Source organism: Moraxella oblonga NBRC 102422, from assembly GCF_001598275.1.
Classification (GTDB): domain Bacteria; phylum Pseudomonadota; class Gammaproteobacteria; order Pseudomonadales; family Moraxellaceae; genus Moraxella; species Moraxella oblonga.
Genome location: NZ_BCYQ01000020.1, coordinates 1 through 18,518 on the forward strand (window position 1 = coordinate 1; position 18,518 = coordinate 18,518).

Genomic DNA, 18,518 nt, shown 5'->3' on the forward strand with positions numbered 1-18,518 from the left:
AATTTTATCATAAATCAACTTAACAACGAACGAAACTTTTACCCATTGCCCCAAATATAAGCAAATACTTTGTTATGGACTTGTGGGGGTAAATGTAATTTACTCAAGGCTCTAGTCTAGCATAGGTTGGATTGCTAGTCTAGAGTCTTATTTAATCTTTACCAATGAATCGCACCTTACCAAACTTAACTTATGTTATAATAACGCCAAAAAAGTGAGATTTTCAATGTCAAACAACCTAACCCTACACACCCTATCCCTACCCCCCTTTGACAACCTTATCATCAAAACTTTGCCCAATGCCGACTATACCACCACACACACAGCAATGTTTGACAAAACTTTGCAAAAAATTGACCAAAAAAAAGCAGGCAACCCTTTGCCTGATGAGCTTTGGCTGGTGGAGCATAGCGATGTTTATACGCTTGGGCAAGCAGGCAAAAAAGAGCATATTTTGTACGACACAGGCACACCCATCATTCAAACCGATAGAGGCGGACAGGTAACTTGGCACGGCACAGGTCAATTGACGGCATACTTTTTGTGGGATTTAAATGCCCTCTGTTGGGGCGTCAGAGATTTGGTGAGCCACGCCGAGCAAGCGATTGAAGATGTGGTAAACGCCTATTTACCAAACGGTCTAACCGCCAAAGCACGAAAAGAAGCCCCCGGGGTGTATGTTTATAATACCGATGGCGATATGCTTGGCAAAATTGCAAGTTTGGGCTTTAAAATCAAGCACAGCCACAGCTATCACGGCATTGCCATTAACCTTATCAATGATTTGATCGCCTTTAATGCCATCAATCCGTGTGGCTATGCAGGTATGACGATGGTCAAACTTGCCCAGTTTTGTGAATTTGATAGCGATGAATTTATATTAAAACTCACCGATAATTTGGTTAAAAGACGAAATGGGACAATTGCCTTGCGTAAATTTGATTGATTATTTATGCCAATTTTAATACAATAGTGTTTTTGACTTAGGAATCTTTATGGCAGACTTTAACCAAATCCTAGACGCAGGCGATGTGGACGCTGGCATCATCAATGTCGTGGTAGAAATCCCCACAGGTTCAAACCACAAGATTGAATGGGACAGAAAAAACGCCTGTTTCAAACTTGACCGTGTTGAACCCATCGCCTTTGCCAAGCCTTGTAACTATGGCTTTATTCCCCAAACTTTGGACGAAGATGGCGATGAATTGGACGCGCTTATCATTACCGAACAGCCTTTGACCACTGGCATTTACCTAGAAGCTCGTGTGATTGGCGTGATGAAGTTTGTGGACGATGGCGAAGTGGACGACAAAATCGTTGTTGTGCCAGCCGATGACCGCAACAATGGCGATGCTTATCAAAGCCTTGACGATTTACCAAAACAACTTATCAAACAGCTAGAATTTCATTTTAATCACTACAAAGATTTGAAAAAAGCTGGCACAACCGTCGTGGAAGGTTTCTTTGGCATTGATGAGGCCAAAAAGGTCATCAAAGAAAGCCAAAAACGCTGGACAGAGCAAGCCTAATCAATCACCAAAACCGTCCGACTGGGCGGTTTTTTGTACTTATATTTTAAGCCCCTTGTTTTTTTGGGGAATTTTTGTAAAATGACTTTTTTACCCATCGTCTTTTTACCATGAAAACCAAAAATCCACTCTCACTCATTGCCTCTCTTTGGAAAAATCCCCACATTCGTTATGCACTTATTTTGTCTGTGCTTGGTGTGCTTGGTTACTCTTTTTGGTTTAGCACCGCATGGCTCATGTTGTGCTATGGATTGGCACTATTTTTGTTTGGTATGCAGTGCATAGAAACAGGACTACACCAAGCCACAGGTGGCACACTTGAACGAATCATGGCAAAAACCACATCAAGCCCTGCCAAAGGCTTTGCGTTTGGTGTGGGAGCGACCTTTGTACTACAATCTAGCACATTGGTCTCACTACTTACCATCGCTTTTTTGAGCACAGGTATGATTAGCCTTGCAGGGGGTTTATCCATCATCTTTGGGACAAATTTGGGGGCAACAAGCGGTATTTGGCTATTGGCTTTGATGGGTCAGAGTATTAGCCTAAATACCTTTGCCCTACCCATGCTCGTCTTTGGGGTGTTGATGGGCTTTATGGACAAACGCCTAAAAGCAGTTGGGCAAGCACTCATTGGCATTTCACTCATTTTTTTGGGTATTGATGCCATCAAAGAAGGTTTTTCTGGAGCAAACGACATTTCATTTAGCCAAATCAATGTACACGGCTTTGGGCAAGTACTGATGTTTGTTGTGGTGGGATTTTTACTTACTTGTGTTTTACAATCATCACACGCCACACTTATTTTGACTTTGTCCGCCCTATCAGCAGGACAAATCAGTGTCGTACAGGGTTTTGCCATTGCCGTAGGTTCAAACTTGGGCAGTAGTGTCACTACTGCTCTTGTTGGTATGATTGGTAGCGAAAAAAACGGACAAAGATTGGCATTGGCACACCTGATTTTCAATGTTGTTACGGCGATTTTGTCCATTATTTTATGGATGCCTTTAACTTATGGTACAGCATGGGTGGCAGATTTGTTTGGGATTGAGTCGGATTTGCTCAAATTGGCACTATTTCATACATTATTTAACTTGCTTGGTGTGGCGATTTTTTGGGGCAAAAAAGAACAATTTGCCAACAAACTCACCAAATGGCTTCCCCAATACACCCATAGCCCCCAGACTTTGCCAGATAATAGTGAACCTGTTCAGCCCAAATACCTACAAAGCAACTTGTTGCTGTCTGCCGATACCGCCATGCACGCCATCAACCAAGAAACACACCGCCTAACCACACTTGGGCTAGAAGTGATTTGCCATGCCATCTATGTCCCCAATGACGAATTACGGCGTATGACAGGCAATTTACCAAAACCTGAATCACCACTTGAACTTGATGTGCAGACATTATACTCATGGCAAATCAAACCGCTTTATGGGGCGATTTTGGATTTTGGTAGTCGTCTTGATATTGATGATAATATGGTGTTGCACCAAAAACTGACACTTGCCCAACTGCGCGCTTTTCATATTGTAGAAATTATCAAAGAAAGCAAGCACTTGCAAAAAAATATGCAACAGTTTTTAAGCCAATCCAACAACGCCATTCATGGCGAATATCTACATTTGCGTGAGCATTTGTTTGAGATTTTGCTTGCGTTTTTGCACATTCACGAATTGCCCATTGACAATGAGGAGCGGATTGTACGCCAAAATGAATTTATTGACAATGCCGAAACGCTCAATAACACATTAAGCAGTGCAATTTTAGAAAAACTCCATCAAGGCAAAATCAGCGGACTACAAACCGCCTCTTTGCTTAACGACATCAACTACATTCACCGCATCAATTTAGGGCTTGGGGAGATTTTGCAATTTGAATCACAGCTCATGCAAAAGTCATAAGTATTTGTTTTTGTTGTGTTTGTTTCTTTTTAATTTAAGCATCAAAAGACGCTGGGACTTGGTGTACCAGCGTTCCATATGCTGATAAGTAATTGCCGAAAACAAAATCACCGACATAGGAAGCAACATGGACAAATAACCCACTTTGGCATAAAGCCATACTGCCACAAAACCACCAATAAAAAATCCCCACCACAACCCACTGTGTAAAATAATCTTACTCATGCTGACCTTGCGACCGACAAGCCAATTACCAACAGTCGCCCCCAAATCAGACGTAACCCCCGTCAAATGCGTGGTACGCACCACCGCTCCATGATAAGTTGCCACCATTGAGTTTTGCAGTCCACACGCCATTGCAATCAGCATTTGCCCATATTCATTGTCATGCAAATACAGTCCAAGCGACCCACAAAGGAGCAAAAATTCCAAGTACATCGCATAGCCATAGTTACGGCGAATATGAAGTTCACTTGCACCGATAATCGCCCCACTTAGCACCGAGCCAAGCCAAAACGAACCAATTGAGATAACAAAAAGTTTTAGATTAACCCAATTGCCATTAAATACCGACACAGCCACCTGACTGATGTTACCTGTAACGTGAGATGCTGAAACATGGGTAAAGCCCATGAGTGCAGTAGTGTTTAAAATACCAGCACTAAACGCCAACACCACTGCCCCAAACAGTACCCATGTGGGAATTTTATCTTGCATGGTAAAAAAAATAAATCATTTAATTTACCAGTAGTTTAACAAAAAACGAAAACACTTGGGGCAAGCCAAGTGTTTTTAAAATGTTACAAAATTTTACATTTAACACATCATTCGTCATCGCCTGCCATTGCCATGATTTGCTCACTAATAGCAACCGTGTTAAAACCTGCATCCACAAACAAAATCTCACCTGTAATTCCACTTGCCCAAGGAGACAACAAGAACAAACTGGCATTACCCACTTCCATTTGGCTGACGTTGCGTTGTAGAGGGGCGATTTTTTCGCTCACGTCCAACATACGGCGAAATGATTTGATGCCACTGGCAGCAAGCGTACGGATTGGACCTGCACTGATGGCATTGACACGAATACCATCTTTACCCAAAGAGCTTGCCAAATAACGCACGGACGCTTCTAGGCTTGCTTTTGCCATGCCCATGACATTGTAATTTGGCAATACCGAAATACTGCCTTCATAAGTCAAAGTCAGTAGCGACCCTTGACGTTTGGCAAGTAGCTCACGCCCTGCCTTTGCCAATGCCACAAAACTATAAGAGCTGATGTCATGAGCGATGGCAGAACCTTCACGGGTGGTTGCACTGGTAAAATCACCATCAAGTTGGTCAGCAGGTGCAAAGCCAATGGCATGGACAATGCCGTTTAGCCCTGCCTCATCGCCCTGCCCCCAAAATTCAGACACCTTATCAAAACACGCCTGAATAGACTCATCAGAACCAACATCACACTCAATGATGGCGGTAGCATTAAAGGCTTCGCCTGCCATTTCAACACGTTTTTTAATCTTGTCATTAGGATAAGTCAAAATCAGCTCTGCCCCCTCACGGTGCAAACATTCGGCAATCGCCCACGCAATTGAGAGCTTACTGGCAATGCCTGTAACCAAAAATCGTTGACCTTGTAACAACATAAATAAACCTTTTTAAAATATATCAAGCAACGTGGATTATATCATGTTTTTTGGTAAATGCCTACGCAAAAATACATTTGTAAACTTTAAAAACTACCAAAATCCACTTGATAAAATCCAAAATTGCGTTAAGCTATACATTTATTTGCGATTGTGATTGTTATGTCAAATTATACTTTTGTTCCTGACCACGAAGCCCTTGCCAGCCACTATGCCAAAATCATCGAAGGTTGTGGCGAAGATCTCAACCGAGACGGTCTATTAGATACTCCCATGCGTGCATCAAAGGCATTTAGTTATCTGACACAAGGCTATCACCAAAGCCTAGAAGTTGTCGCCAATGATGCAGTATTTGAATCAGACAACCCTGAGTTGGTACTTGTGCAAAACATTGAGTTTTATTCACTGTGCGAGCATCACATGCTTCCTTTTTATGGGGTGGCTCATGTAGGATATTTACCCAATGGCAAAGTACTAGGACTCTCCAAAGTCGCACGCATTGTGGATATGTACGCCCGCCGACTACAAATCCAAGAAAACCTCACCAAACAAATCGCCCTTGCCATTCAAGAGCTGACCGATTGCCATGGTGTGGCGGTGGTCATGGACGCAAGCCATATGTGCATGATGATGCGTGGTGTGGGCAAACAACAATCCACCACCCGTACGATGAGTACGCTTGGCAAACTAAGCGATGATAATCATGCCCGTCAAGAATTTTTAAGTGCCATTCCAAAACGAATGCCTGCTTTTGGCTAATAAACAAAAAAACCGAACATATCGTTCGGTTTTTTTGAGTGTTGGTACTAGCCATTTGTTGCCATCGTTTCTGCCACACGAATCACTTGCGTGCTATAGCCCATTTCATTATCATACCAAATATACAAAGTTGCACGACTGTCTTGTGCAATTGTTGCCTTAGCATCAAAAATCGCCACTTTTTGCGACCCCACAAAATCGGTAGAAACGGCTTCAGGACTGTCTGAATAGTCAATTTGCTCTTGCCATTCAAGGCTTTCTGACTTACTCTTCATAAAGGCATTTAGCTCATCTTTTGACCCCACCGCCTTTTCAAAGTTCAAATTCAAAATCGCAAGCGAAACATTGGGCGTTGGCACCCGAATGGCATTGCCTGTCAATTTGCCTTTAAGTTCTGGAATGGCTTTTGATACCGCAGAAGCCGCCCCTGTAGAAGTCATTACCATATTTAGGGGGGCAGCCCGTCCACGGCGGTCGGATTTGTGATGATTGTCCACCAAGTTTTGGTCATTGGTAAAGGCGTGTACGGTTTCCATATGACCGTTTATGATGCCATAGGTATCGTGTAGGACTTTAAGTGCTGGCGTAATGGCATTGGTAGTACAGCTTGCTGCCGAAACAATGCTATCATTGCCAATGGTATCGTGGTTTACACCATAGACGACATTTTTAATTTCGCCTTTGGCAGGGGCGGTCAGCAAGACTTTTTTAACGCCTTTGCTTGCCAAATGCTTGGAAAGACCAGCTTCATCTTTCCATTTGCCTGTATTATCAATCACAATAGCATTGTCAATGCCATAGGCAGTATAGTCAATCTCTGATGGGTCGGAAGCATAAATAAATTTAATAAAACGCCCATTGACCACAATCCCACCATTGTCATTGTCAATCTGTACCGCCCCATCAAACCAGCCGTGTACGCTGTCTCGCTCCAAGAGCGAACCACGCTTATCAAGGTCGCCATCGCCAGCAGGACGCACCACAATCGCCTTTAATTGCAAGCCCTTATCAGAAGCAGGGCGACTCATCAACAGGCGTGCCAAAATCCGTCCGATACGCCCAAAACCATACAATACCACATCGGTAGCAGGGATTTCTTGACCGCTGACAAAGTCGCTTGCCTTTTTGCCTGCCTTGATTGCCTGACCCAAGTCCAATGTCGTATTGGCAATATCTAGTCCATCTGCCAATGCCAAGCTATCAGCCACATCAATCCCTGCCTTGTCGTGCTTTGCCAAAATATCCGATACCGACAAGGCAACTTTTTCACCAAAAAACAGCACCGTTACATTTTGGGCGGTTAATTTGGCAAGGGCAACAAGCAATTGGGTGGCGGTTTGTTCGTTTGCTTGTCGTTTGGCAAGGTGGGTTTGATAGATACTCATAACTTTTTCCTTTTAGGTTAAACAAATAACAGTTACTACTCAACATGTAATAAAACTAACTCAAATTTAATCAATGTTGATTGACCACTTCTTTTAATGTTTGAATTTTTTGAGACAAACGCTCTAATAACAATACTCTATTTTCACCCAATACGCTTTGATTGGTATCTTTTATTTTTTCATAAGCCAAAATAGCGTATTCGACTTGGTTTTTATTTAGGTGAATTTCACCATTGCCATTGTTAATGATTGACAGTCCATGAATTTCATCTTTGGATAAATTGGGAAATAATGCTGTCATGTATTTTTCTAAAAATAACAAAGATGATTGTTTTATCCATGCAACTTTATTGCTTGTTTGTTGTGGGTGTAAACGATATAATACAAGAGATTCTGATAAATTAGCAAAAGTTGCTCCACCAATTGCACAATTTACCCAAAAACCATAATCACAAGCGGTTGGTTGTTGATTATAATGAATATTTAGTGATTTTATGCGACTTTGTCGATACATGGCAGTTGGGTTTAGAATATTAGCAACCGCTCGTGAGAGGTTGACTTTAATATCTTCATCTACCAATGGAATGTCGGTATGATACCCTTCATCAGTTTGCCCATCAGTAAAGCAATACATATTTGAACCCAATACATCAATATTGGTATGTTTATCCAAATATTCAATTTGTTTTTCAAAACGATGAGGCAAACAAACATCATCAGCATCCATGCGTGCCACATAATCAACTTTCATCATGTTGGTTAATTGTATGGCAAACTGGGTGGCAATTGGTTCGCCTTGATTGTTATCAAAATGATATGCTCGCAATCGTTGGTCTTTTTTGGCATAATCCTCTAAAATCTGCCCAGAATTATCGCTAGAAGCATCATTAACCGCCAAAATACAAAAATCTTCAAATGTTTGACTAAGTAATGAATCCAAACAGGTTGCCAAATATTGTTGTGCATTATATATAGGCAATATCACCGCCAATCTCATATTCGCCCCACAACGATTATATCAAGTATATTCCAAAATTTTTGAGATTTTAGAACAAAAAAGTTGGCTTGGCAACTATTATTTAATTATAAAATGGTAGTATTTTATTTTAAAATAATAAAATTTATTTTATAAAACCCCGTATCCCTGCCACTGCTACTGCCCCATGTTGGTATGCCATCTCTATATCAGATGGGCTAAGCCCACCCAATGCAATGACAGGTACGTCTGAGAATTGTGCAAGTTTGGCAAAATTCTCCCAACCCAAATGGGGAGTATCTGGGTGTGTGGCGGTGGCTTTGACAGGGGATAGCAATATCGCCATGACAGGGTGAGTATTTGCCAGTAAGTTGGCTTTTTGAATGCTAATCACATCATGACAACTGATAATGATAGGTAGTTTTGGTAGCTCATCAGATGACAAATCTAGCTCCATAAGTTCATTTTGCGTTAGTCGCACCGCCATGATGTTAGGACTGTTAGTGATGTCCTGCAAGGGTACAATCAACCTTAAATCCCCTCTTTGCGATGATAAGGCATTGATAAGCTCAGCATTGATTTGATGGTCTGCTTGTGTACGCACAATGAGAGTACAATCTTTGGATAAAGATAAGTAACAATCCAACCAGTCGGTTTGTTTTTTAAATACGCTCAACGCATGACTGATAACAATGGCAGATGGCAGGGCAAGCCAGTTTAGAATGGGGGCATTGGCAGTGGGAAAACGCTCTGTTTGGTTTAAAATCTCTTTTTCATAAAAACCGATATGCTGACCGTCATTACCCATGTTTTTATCCTTAAAATCAAGGTATTGCTCATCAGTAAGCCAGATTTGGTACACGAATAACTGCACGATTTTATCGCCATAATCATGATTAATCCTACCAAGTTTCGTCATGACATTATCTTTGATGTCAAGCCCAAGCTCCTCGTTTACTTCTCGGATTAGGGCATGATTGGGGGTTTCGCCTTGCTCAATCTTGCCACCCACAAATTCTAATTTACCGCCCTGATGCTGGTGGTCTAGCCGTGTCGCCAACAACAAAAGTTCGCCATAGCGAAGAACTGCCACTGCCACAGGAATGACTGTGTTCACATGATTACCTTTTATACCCATATACATACCTTTTATCTAAAAAATGGTGAATTTTGTCAAATTTTACAATTTATATTTGCAATCTTAAAATTTTCTGTTATCATAACATCAAATGATAATTGATACCATTTAAAATCAAATATCATTCAATACTGAGAATGAAACTTAGTATTTATGTTTAAGTTTAGCCATTGTGGCTCGGGAAAATACCCGCAACCCACCTAGAAGGAATATCGCCATGACTACAACTATCGCTCGTTATTTTAGTAACCGTGAGGCCACTCGCTTGCCTACACTACACTCTCAAAACTTGTTTGCTCTGACCAAGGAAGTTCGTATTGAGCATCAAGGTGAGGAATATCGTTTACGTTTAACCCGCAATAATCGTCTCATTTTGACGAAATAGTTGATGACCACCCCAACCAAAAAGCACCTGTTTAGGTGCTTTTTGTTTTGGTAAATGTCGTACATCATACCAAAAAAAAATTTTTGGATATATGACCAATCAAACCCAAAATACATCACATCAGTTTTTATTCGTGGCAAGAAAAGTCAAACCATAAAAAAACCCCACAACTGGGCTTTGGAGCGAACGGTTTTGGCTGTTGAGGTTAAATTATCATAAATGCGTATAACACACGATTTTTAGGTTTGAGTTTATGGTGGTCTGTTACGCACTTTGCTACCATGTGATTAGATGACGGAATTAAGGTTGATGAGATATTAAAACTTCCACCGATAAATCACATCCACCATATTTTCAGTGGCTTTGGTTGCTTCTACATAGACACGGCGAGTAAGTTGATATCGCATGGAAAGCTGAGTTTTGGCATTAAATACACCCACACCATAGCGAATGTACAAATCGGGACTGATATAGCCTGTAATGTTGAGACTTGTGTCATGTGAGTTACCCTGTGCATCAACTGTCAAATTTTCCAAGCCTAGTGCATTGCCGATTTGGTTGGTAATATTTCTAGTACCAGACAGACCCAAGTTGAGCCCTGCCGCTGCAAGATTGTTGGTCACTTGGGAGCGAAAACTCTGCTCAGAAACCTGAGCATCATTGGCTTCACTGATACGTCCTGTGATGATGGCATTCATCGCCTGTTGTTCGGTCAGCCCTGCACTGTTAAATACACTAATATCAGGTTTGTTTGCCGTGCCTTTGACACGCACACCCACCGTTTGTCCCTCAATTTGTTTTTCAGCTTCAATAGATAGGTGTGGATTTAGCATGTCGCCATTAAAGCGGATTTGGGCGTAGTTGAGTTCTAAATTTTGCCCAATACCGTCAATGGTAGCACGCTTGGCAACCTGTACCACACCACGAGCTTTCATGGAGTCTTGTCCTGATTGAGTCAAATGCAACGCCCCTGCCAGTGGTAATTTTGCCCCAAAACCACGAAACACCACATTATCACCCAAATCAAGCCCAATATCAGCGTTAATGCTCCACGGTTTGACCGTTGCCAAAATCTCATTGACATTCGCCACTTTACGGCGGTCAATCACCGTAACATCACCTGATTGACTCACGATAGTTTCAGTCGTCTCTGGCGGACGAATGGTAGCATTTGGTACAGAAATCACGCCTTTGACATTCACATACTGCTCGGTTGGTTTAACCAAAATTTCAATATCAGGGCTAAACTCTGCCATCAACAAAGGCGGACTATCAATCGTCAAATGCTCACCCATAATACCAAGCTGTGCTTGTATGCTATTTTTCCAATCAATTTGTCCTGTAAGTTTACCACGCCCTTCGCCTGCCCAAAAACCACCCTTTAACTTGGCATAATCACCTTGTATATCCATGTCAGCTTGAATGCCAGATAACATCAATGGCACGCCTGCCACCGCAAGCTGTCCACGTTTTAACTCAGCCGTCCCAAAAAATAGTGGTTTGGTGAGCGTACCACCCACTGCCCCCGCGATGTCCACCATGCCTGCCAACGTTTGTAAATCAGGGAAAAATGGTTGCACCACCGCCAAATCTACCCCTTCTATTGCCATAGCACCCGATATGGGTTTGTTGGTTTTATAAGGGTCTATCACCACATCAGCATAGCCTGTCCCAATCGTCCCTGCAATGTCTGTACGGATTTTGAGTCCAGCAGGCACGCTTTTGGCAATCACTGACACTCGCTCATAAGGCATCTCTACATAGCCACCTTCTTGGCTTATGCCCACTCGCCCATTATCTGAATACAGTACTGCATTGATGAGCGGGCTTTTGCCCTGTTGCCAACTGGCTTGCACCTTACCGTTTAGCACCGACCGCCACCGCATATCGCTTGGCAAGGCAGGAGATAGCACGCTGGTATCTAGGTTTTGTACAACAAGGTTGATGTTTGCCCCTGCATCATGATAACTAAGCATATCTTGTAAACAAAGCGAGCCTGTACGTGCATCTTTGGTGGTTTGCCAACAATGGGGAGCGATTTTGATGTGGTTATTTTTAACAGTATAAGAAAACTCGGCTGGCTGAGTTTGGCGAATTTGTCCAAATTTACTAACAACTTGCCCCTGCCCCAGTACACCTTGATATTGCATGGTTTTGCCATTAAACCCACCTTTGACATGGGCGGACATTTCAAGGTCAGCATTTTTGGTTGCAAAACTGGCAGTATGACTCTCTTGTGTGCCTTTAAAATCCAGCCTTGCCGACTTCACCACTCGCCCCAATGCAATGATGTTATCCACCTCAATGGCAAGCTGACTGGGCAGATTACCCAGATTAACCACCTTACCCAGTACATCCACACGCTGAACAATGACGTCTTTGGTGCGTACATCATTAACATCTAAATCTACATAGAGTGTGGGCAAGGCTTGTCTGTCGTCAGCCAGCACCATGCCACCAACTATCCGCCCACTGGCAGACGGCACAATTTGTCCCAAATCCTGCACACTGACGGTAGTAGTCAGCCTACCTTTATCACCATTCATGGCAAGGGTGTTATCGCCCAATTGTACTGACAAATCGTTTGCTGTCATGTGCTTGATGATTTGTCTGGTTTGGTAGGCATGGGCATGAAGCTGTTTTTGCAAATCAATCAGTTCGTTGGGTGATTTGGGGGTGTGGGCAGTTTGTTTTAGGCGTGCTACATAATTATCTAAATTTTTAGGCAAATCCAAAAGCACTGACAAAGACCCCTTAGCAGTCAAGGGCTGACCATTTAGCGTCCCATGCACATCAAGTCCGCTTATGTCTATGGCTTGGGTGTCTTTCCAATGTCCTTTACTTGCCAATTGACCTGTCAACTTACTATCAACACCACGCACAAACTGACCCATATCAAACTGCGTCATGCCAGCTTTTATGTCCCATGCACGCTTATCAATATCCACCTTACCTGTGGCGTTTAGGCTACCTGCCTGCCCTGTGTGGCTTAGACGTTTAATATCAATGACATTGCCCTTGCCAAGCACATCAAAATTAAGTCTACCTTGTGGGATTTTGTCATTTTGAACTTGTCCATCAAAGCTGGCTTGAATGCTGTCCAACTTATCACCATACGCCCCTTGACTGGCGAGCTTGCCTGTGATGACTGCTTTAAAATCAGGCGAAATGACAGACGTATCCACCTTGTCCAAATGAGCATTCACACCCCAAGCAATGCCTTTGGTTAGCCCCAGTTTGCCTGTGGCGGAGAGTGTACCCAGTTTGTCATTATTTAGATTTAACTTATCAATAGTTATCGCATCTAGGTTGCCCTGTGCCACGACATTAAGATTACTTTTGCCCAGCTTGATAAAGTCTTGGTTTATTGCCCCATCAAAATATGCCTTAAAATGACGCACGTCTGAACCATTTAATAGCACCACGCCACCACCCTTGCCATCTAGGGCAAGTTGTTTTTTGTCATCTAAGGTCGCCACCAAATCGCTATCAGTAATGTCAAAATCGTGCGTTGTGCCATTTTCGCCCTCACGCAGTCGCCCCATAGCCACCAATCTGCCTGATAGTGTATGAATGGGTGTTTTGTTTGGCGTATCAAAATAGGCGTTGGGAACAAGTTTTTGGGTATTTAGGTCAAATTGCCATGTTAATGGGGCTTGTTTGGTTGCCAAGTCAATCCGACCATGACCTGCCAAATCACCCATAACCCCTTGATATTTAAAATCATCAAGATGAATGCGTTCGCCTTTTTCAATATTGGCTTTGATGATGTAATCACCCTTTGGAGCAACAGACAATTTGTCAATATCTGCCCTACCCTCCACAAAAGTCCGCCCTTCGGCTAGGCGAATGTGAACATTACCACGTTTGGAGTGAATGTTGTCTAGGCTTGGTACGTTGGTACGGTACAAATGTTGCCAATCGGCATGAATGTGCCAATCAGCATTGGGATTGTCTTGGGACTGAGCAAGGCGAACATTGACCTGCTCGCCGTCTTGTTGGGCTAGGTTAAATTGTAGGCGAGTTTCATTGCTGTCTTTGTCCAAATAATCATAATCCACCCCCAACGTGCCTGTGAGTGTTTTTGGCAAATAAGCCTGATAATCTTGGTACTCAATCGGTAACACATCACGAATTTGATAACTGTCGCCCTTGACGTCGGCATGAAGTTTAAATTCGTGTTGCCAATCCATACTTCCTTTGGCGGTCAGTACACCGCTTGGGGTGTTTGCTTTTAAAAAGGGAATATCCATGCCTTTGGTTGGCGTGATAACCCCTCGCCCATGATAACGCCCTGATGGAATGTCTTTGGCAGTCAAATCGCTGTTTAAACGAATTTCAATCTCATCAATAACCCCTTCGGCAGTAATCACTCCGTCTGTAAAATGAATCTGTTGCTCTTCGGCGTAGGGTAGCACCATGTCGTCCACATAGAGCTTGGCAGAAAAAGGTACATTATCATCTAGCCCCTGCACGCTAAACTCGCCACGCACGTCATAACCGTTGTAGGCGGAGACCACTTTGCCAACCGTGCGTTTTAAAGAGCCTGTAGCATGGGTGTAGAGCGTGTCAAAATAAACATCGTCTAATGCCTTGACATTAATGTCTGCTCGCACATCTAAGGGATAGCTATCTGACAAATCAATAAAGCCTGTGGCATTATTGACAACAACATCACGTTCATAGCTGATTGATGTACCTTGGGTGTTTATGCGTGTGCCAGACCATGTGGCAGACTGGATATGCCCATCTCTTAAATGGAAGGTTTTTTGGTCTTTTTGGTGAAAGGCAATGGTTTGTACGGTAGAATTATCCACTTTTAAGGTAAAGGGCAAATCCACCGTCATATAATCAAACGGCTCACCTGTCGGAGCTTTATGGTTGATGATGTCAAGTGTACCAAGCTCACTATCCACCAAATGCACTTGTTTGGCAAAAAGAGACCGCCAGCCCAATTTAATAAAAGCACGGTCAATCTTAATCTCAATATCATCAGTGGGTTTGAGCTGAAAATTAGACACCCACACACCCTCACGGAGCGTGCCATCTGAATAATTCAAATTCGCCCCGATTTGAGTGCTAACCTTGTCTAGCAAAAACGCTGTCCCTGTCTGCGTGTTCATGGCATAAAGAAGCGACAACAGCACCAACACCACCGCCACCGCCAAGACGATGACCAGACGCATCAAAAAAACTATCCAGCGTGGTTTTGTGTTGGAGAATGTCAATGCCATGTAAAATGACCACCCAAAATCATCATTAGTTGAAACGCACCATTAAACCACAAGATGAGAATTTTTTCAATTTGTCGTGTGATTTTATGTGATAAAATTTCATCAACACACCCACAAATTTTCCTTGTATTTTTATCATTTTCTGTTAAAATAAAAATACCGACTGGTCGGTTTTTATTTTAATATATTAGGTAATGCAATCCATGACCCAAGACTTATTTGATGACACCATTCCCAAAAAACGCAAAAACAACCCAGAATTGCTCCGCCACAGTCTGATTTTGTGTGCCAAAGACATCATGCTAAGAGATGGTATTGCCAATCTGTCTTTACAAAAAGTCGCTGACATGGCAGGGGTGAGCAAAGGCGGATTATTTCATCATTTTAAAAACAAAGATGAGCTGATGATGAGTGTGTTTGAGCTGTTTATCGCTCAGGTAAACACCGCCATTATGGCACATATGGACAACGAATTTGGGGCGTTTACACGAGCTTATGTTACGGTATTTTTTGATAATGCCGACATTGGACTGACAAGCGACTGGGCAGGGCTAATCCGATCCATGACGGCAGATAGCCAAATGCACGCCCTATGGGCAAACTGGCTTGCCCAAAAACTCACCGTCCACACCAGCACCGATGACGACATACGTCTCACGGTCGTGCGTCATGCGGTGGACGGAGCGTGGCTTGGTGAGGTCAAGGCAGATGATTTGCCTGTCATGAGAGATTATTTGCTTGGGCTTATTGAAGCGATGGATAGGTAATGATAAAGGGTGGTAATCTGTAACCACCCCAATCCATGAATCATGGATTGTCCCAATTTCTTTGATTGATGTAATTTTTACGTCTAAATGCAAAATGCTTAGCATTGGGGTCTTTATTTAACATATCAATCATATTACCAATAATCCAAAAATAGCCACCCACATAATACAAATCCCCATCATATTCCAAATAAAAGGCGTAGTCCATTTCTCTTCCTTTGTGATGTCATAAATAAAACCATTCAATAAACCATCTTTACAAGTAATTTTAAACCCCACACTGCCATATCCATGACCATACGATTTCTCCCAAAAACAAAAAACTTGATGTTTGTAGTTTTAAAACGTCTTACCACAGCACCTTTATAGTCATAAACTTCTAATTTGTCCTTATCTAGAATGGTAAATGGTGTTGTACTCTTTAAAGTTTCCAACTCTTTTAATTGACGTTTGATTATTTTTGGTCTAAAATTATCGTTAAAAACCCCAATAAAAAACCAAACAAATATATTGCAGACAAAAAACACATCGCTTTTACTATAAAACATACCAGTGCGACAATCGCTAAGATATACAGCGTGCCATAAATCATTGACATATCTATTTTAACTGGTGATAATAATTGTTCTTTACTGATGATTTATCGCATAATTAGATAATCATAGATTTTAAAAAACACCACAAATATACTTAATTCACACGAACAAAAAATCTTTGTTTGTTTTTACTATAACGCCCATTTAAATATTGCAATAATGTTATCTTTTGTGTATAATTTTGCAAAAATATTTGTTTTTGTTATTAATTTAACCGATTGAGGGAATGAATGAAAAAATTTATTGTCATCGCCTGTCTTACTGTTGCTCCAACGTTTGCTTTGATTGCATGTAGCAGTCCAGAAAAGAAAATGGAAAAAATCCGCCAAAGCCTAAAATCACACGATTACAGCAGTGATGGCATGAACCAAATGAGCGGTCCTATGGGTGGCAAACTTACCATTAACAACCAATACCCCAAGATTACTTTTAGCTTTCAGTTTAACGAAATCGTCAAAGAAGACATTCCAAAAGATGGCTTAAAAGGATTTGATAAACAAATGACCGAAGAAGTATGTCGCCAAATTCCCGAACTTGACAAGATAGTATCAAAAGCAGTTGGTGAAAGCGATACCAAATTATTTGCCCGAGTTTTACAAATGGACGGTGTCAATTTTGAATTTGTCTTTAAAGATAAAATGGGGCGTGATATCGCTGTCTTCAATCAAAAAATATCCAGTTGCCCCAATTTTGGCACGCTACTCAATTAATTCAACAACCACAATCCAAAAAAACCACTTGCCAATATATCGGGCAAGTGGTTTTTATCATCAGTCTAATTTAAATCGCATAACCCAACGCATAAAATGCCACCAACGCCAGTGCGATAATGATTGTGCCGATGTTTAGTTTTTTAAACTCGCCAGAAATCACCCGACCCAGCACCAAAGACGCAAAACCTAGCATGATACCAGTAACGATATTGGCGGTCAGCACGATAAATACCGCACAAATTAGCCCACTCATCGCCCCCACAAAATCCTCAAAATCCAGCTTTGAGACATTGCTTAGCATGAGCAGACCTACATACATCAAGGCAGGAGCGGTTGCGTAACTTGGCACTAAAAATGCCAATGGCTGAAAAAACAACATGAGCAAAAAAAGCCCGCCCACAACCACCGCCGTCAGACCTGTTTTGCCACCGACTGCTGTCCCTGCTGCCGACTCAATATACACCGCCGCAGGAGCTGTGCCAAACACACCAGACATGAGTGATGACACCGAATCAGCTGTCAAAGCCTTGCCACCACCGACAATCTGACCTTCTTTATCAATCAGACCCGCCTGCCCTGCCACCGCACGGATTGTACCTGTGGCATCAAAAACTGCCGTCATTACAAGGGCAAACACCACAGGCAATACAGTAGCATTCAACGCACTCATAATATCTAGGTTAAAAAATTGTGATTCGCCAGAAATGGTAGGTAATTTAAAAATAGAACCACCAAACTTAACATTGGGGTCAAACATCAACCCCAAAATAGTAATGGCGATAATCACCCACAAAATACTGCCTTTAACACCCTTCTTTTCAAGTCCGATAATGCTTGCCAAACCAAGTAATGACATGATGACACCAAATGACATGAATTCACCCATTTTTACAGGCAAACCTGCATCATTTTTGACAACCAAACCCACGCCATTGGTAGCAATAAGAAGCAAAAACAACCCAATACCAATCCCCGCCCCATGAGCAATAGAGCTTGGTAGGTTTTTTAAAATCCACGCTCGCACCCCTGTGATGGAGATAAAAGTAAAAACAACCCCCATTAAAAAAATCGCCCCCAGAGCAACAGGAATGGCGATTTTTTGACCGATAACCAAACTAAATGCAGTAAACGCCGTCAGACTGATGGCACAGCCAATCGCCATTGGCACATTGGCAAACACACCAATCAAAATAGAGCCAAATCCCGCCACAAGACAGGTAGCGATATACACCGACTCAGCAGGGAAACCTGCATCGGCAAGCATACCTGGCACAACAATCACCGAATACACCATTGCCAAAAAGGTGGTCAAACCTGCGATGATTTCTTGGCGTATTGTAGAACCACGTTCAGCAATATCAAAAAAAGAAAGCAAAGACATAAAACGCCTTAAAAGTTGCTAAAAAAATTAGCGAGTAATTTTACCGTATTGATACAATTTTTACAAATTTTTAACGAAAGTTTTTATACAAAACTTCGTAAA

Annotated in this window: 16 protein-coding genes; 7 read left to right on the forward strand and 9 right to left on the reverse strand. The window is 42.2% G+C overall.

All coding sequences use genetic code 11. The annotated features are described in order from the left end of the window. Positions 1-226 precede the first annotated feature (226 nt). From lipB to MOB01S_RS06990, 3 genes are all read left to right on the forward strand, one after another. Complete coding sequence (gene lipB / locus MOB01S_RS06980) at positions 227-946, forward strand: lipoyl(octanoyl) transferase LipB (RefSeq protein WP_066803034.1); 720 nt, start codon at positions 227-229, stop codon at positions 944-946. 49 nt (positions 947-995) lie between these two features. Continuing rightward, positions 996-1,529, forward strand: coding sequence for an inorganic diphosphatase (locus MOB01S_RS06985; protein ID WP_066803036.1), 534 nt, complete (start codon positions 996-998; stop codon positions 1,527-1,529). A 110-nt stretch (positions 1,530-1,639) separates the two neighbouring features. Beyond that, the gene (locus MOB01S_RS06990; RefSeq protein WP_066803038.1) at positions 1,640-3,436 is read left to right on the forward strand and encodes a Na/Pi cotransporter family protein; all 1,797 of its coding nucleotides are present in this window, start codon (positions 1,640-1,642) and stop codon (positions 3,434-3,436) included. On the opposite strand, the gene MOB01S_RS06995 is transcribed toward MOB01S_RS06990, so the two are convergent. Both MOB01S_RS06995 and MOB01S_RS07000 read right to left on the reverse strand, forming a co-directional pair. Beyond that, the gene (locus MOB01S_RS06995) at positions 3,431-4,153 is read right to left on the reverse strand and encodes a YoaK family protein (protein ID WP_066803040.1); all 723 of its coding nucleotides are present in this window, start codon (positions 4,151-4,153) and stop codon (positions 3,431-3,433) included. The genes MOB01S_RS06990 and MOB01S_RS06995 overlap by 6 nt on opposite strands. 107 nt (positions 4,154-4,260) lie before the next feature. After that, positions 4,261-5,082 (reverse strand): enoyl-ACP reductase FabI, encoded by an 822-nt coding sequence (locus tag MOB01S_RS07000; protein WP_066803043.1) that lies wholly within the window; start codon positions 5,080-5,082, stop codon positions 4,261-4,263. A 162-nt stretch (positions 5,083-5,244) separates the two neighbouring features. On the opposite strand from MOB01S_RS07000, the gene folE reads away from it, so the two are divergent. Next, the gene (gene folE / locus MOB01S_RS07005; protein ID WP_066803045.1) at positions 5,245-5,841 is read left to right on the forward strand and encodes a GTP cyclohydrolase I FolE; all 597 of its coding nucleotides are present in this window, start codon (positions 5,245-5,247) and stop codon (positions 5,839-5,841) included. A gap of 47 nt (positions 5,842-5,888) precedes the next feature. On the opposite strand, the gene MOB01S_RS07010 is transcribed toward folE, so the two are convergent. The 3 genes from MOB01S_RS07010 to MOB01S_RS07020 all read right to left on the reverse strand — a co-directional run bounded on the left by MOB01S_RS07010 (position 5,889) and on the right by MOB01S_RS07020 (position 9,319). Continuing rightward, entirely contained in the window at positions 5,889-7,226 is a 1,338-nt protein-coding gene (locus MOB01S_RS07010) for a glyceraldehyde-3-phosphate dehydrogenase (RefSeq protein ID WP_066803048.1), read from the reverse strand. A 70-nt stretch (positions 7,227-7,296) separates the two neighbouring features. Further along, positions 7,297-8,223 (reverse strand): glycosyltransferase family 2 protein, encoded by a 927-nt coding sequence (locus tag MOB01S_RS07015; RefSeq protein WP_066803051.1) that lies wholly within the window; start codon positions 8,221-8,223, stop codon positions 7,297-7,299. A 124-nt stretch (positions 8,224-8,347) separates the two neighbouring features. Next, positions 8,348-9,319: an NUDIX domain-containing protein gene (locus tag MOB01S_RS07020; protein ID WP_169798129.1), complete on the reverse strand. Its 972-nt coding sequence runs from the start codon at positions 9,317-9,319 to the stop codon at positions 8,348-8,350. Positions 9,320-9,557: 238 nt separating this feature from the next. On the opposite strand from MOB01S_RS07020, the gene hemP reads away from it, so the two are divergent. Next, positions 9,558-9,725, forward strand: a complete 168-nt coding sequence (gene hemP / locus MOB01S_RS12145) for a hemin uptake protein HemP (RefSeq protein ID WP_084349652.1) — start codon at positions 9,558-9,560, stop codon at positions 9,723-9,725. Positions 9,726-10,042: 317 nt separating this feature from the next. On the opposite strand, the gene MOB01S_RS07025 is transcribed toward hemP, so the two are convergent. Next, entirely contained in the window at positions 10,043-14,911 is a 4,869-nt protein-coding gene (locus tag MOB01S_RS07025) for a translocation/assembly module TamB domain-containing protein (protein WP_066803056.1), read from the reverse strand. 251 nt (positions 14,912-15,162) lie between these two features. Here MOB01S_RS07025 and MOB01S_RS07030 point away from each other — a divergent pair, with 251 nt between their 5' ends. Beyond that, on the forward strand, positions 15,163-15,726 hold the full coding sequence (locus MOB01S_RS07030; protein ID WP_245640016.1) for a TetR/AcrR family transcriptional regulator: 564 nt from the start codon (positions 15,163-15,165) through the stop codon (positions 15,724-15,726). 40 nt (positions 15,727-15,766) lie between these two features. Here MOB01S_RS07030 and MOB01S_RS12330 read toward each other — a convergent pair whose 3' ends face one another. Both MOB01S_RS12330 and MOB01S_RS07035 read right to left on the reverse strand, forming a co-directional pair. Then, the gene (locus MOB01S_RS12330; RefSeq protein WP_157073927.1) at positions 15,767-15,934 is read right to left on the reverse strand and encodes a hypothetical protein; all 168 of its coding nucleotides are present in this window, start codon (positions 15,932-15,934) and stop codon (positions 15,767-15,769) included. A gap of 34 nt (positions 15,935-15,968) precedes the next feature. Next, positions 15,969-16,274 (reverse strand): hypothetical protein, encoded by a 306-nt coding sequence (locus MOB01S_RS07035; protein ID WP_066803063.1) that lies wholly within the window; start codon positions 16,272-16,274, stop codon positions 15,969-15,971. Between the two features lie 278 nt (positions 16,275-16,552). Here MOB01S_RS07035 and MOB01S_RS07040 point away from each other — a divergent pair, with 278 nt between their 5' ends. Further along, positions 16,553-17,032, forward strand: a complete 480-nt coding sequence (locus tag MOB01S_RS07040; RefSeq protein WP_066803066.1) for a hypothetical protein — start codon at positions 16,553-16,555, stop codon at positions 17,030-17,032. Positions 17,033-17,102: 70 nt separating this feature from the next. Here MOB01S_RS07040 and MOB01S_RS07045 read toward each other — a convergent pair whose 3' ends face one another. Continuing rightward, the gene (locus tag MOB01S_RS07045) at positions 17,103-18,416 is read right to left on the reverse strand and encodes an NCS2 family permease (RefSeq protein ID WP_066803069.1); all 1,314 of its coding nucleotides are present in this window, start codon (positions 18,414-18,416) and stop codon (positions 17,103-17,105) included. Between the last annotated feature and the right edge of the window lie 102 nt (positions 18,417-18,518).

Coding starts and splice junctions, on each gene's coding strand:
- lipB (WP_066803034.1), top strand. CDS start 227: ATGTCAAACAACCTAACCCTACACACCCTATCCCTACCCCCCTTTGAC.
- MOB01S_RS07015 (WP_066803051.1), bottom strand. CDS start 8,223: ATGAGATTGGCGGTGATATTGCCTATATATAATGCACAACAATATTTG.
- MOB01S_RS07025 (WP_066803056.1), bottom strand. CDS start 14,911: ATGCGTCTGGTCATCGTCTTGGCGGTGGCGGTGGTGTTGGTGCTGTTG.
- MOB01S_RS07035 (WP_066803063.1), bottom strand. CDS start 16,274: ATGTTTTATAGTAAAAGCGATGTGTTTTTTGTCTGCAATATATTTGTT.
- MOB01S_RS07045 (WP_066803069.1), bottom strand. CDS start 18,416: ATGTCTTTGCTTTCTTTTTTTGATATTGCTGAACGTGGTTCTACAATA.
- MOB01S_RS06990 (WP_066803038.1), top strand. CDS start 1,640: ATGAAAACCAAAAATCCACTCTCACTCATTGCCTCTCTTTGGAAAAAT.
- MOB01S_RS07030 (WP_245640016.1), top strand. CDS start 15,163: ATGACCCAAGACTTATTTGATGACACCATTCCCAAAAAACGCAAAAAC.
- MOB01S_RS06985 (WP_066803036.1), top strand. CDS start 996: ATGGCAGACTTTAACCAAATCCTAGACGCAGGCGATGTGGACGCTGGC.
- MOB01S_RS07010 (WP_066803048.1), bottom strand. CDS start 7,226: ATGAGTATCTATCAAACCCACCTTGCCAAACGACAAGCAAACGAACAA.
- MOB01S_RS06995 (WP_066803040.1), bottom strand. CDS start 4,153: ATGCAAGATAAAATTCCCACATGGGTACTGTTTGGGGCAGTGGTGTTG.
- folE (WP_066803045.1), top strand. CDS start 5,245: ATGTCAAATTATACTTTTGTTCCTGACCACGAAGCCCTTGCCAGCCAC.
- MOB01S_RS07040 (WP_066803066.1), top strand. CDS start 16,553: ATGAAAAAATTTATTGTCATCGCCTGTCTTACTGTTGCTCCAACGTTT.
- hemP (WP_084349652.1), top strand. CDS start 9,558: ATGACTACAACTATCGCTCGTTATTTTAGTAACCGTGAGGCCACTCGC.
- MOB01S_RS12330 (WP_157073927.1), bottom strand. CDS start 15,934: ATGGACTACGCCTTTTATTTGGAATATGATGGGGATTTGTATTATGTG.
- MOB01S_RS07000 (WP_066803043.1), bottom strand. CDS start 5,082: ATGTTGTTACAAGGTCAACGATTTTTGGTTACAGGCATTGCCAGTAAG.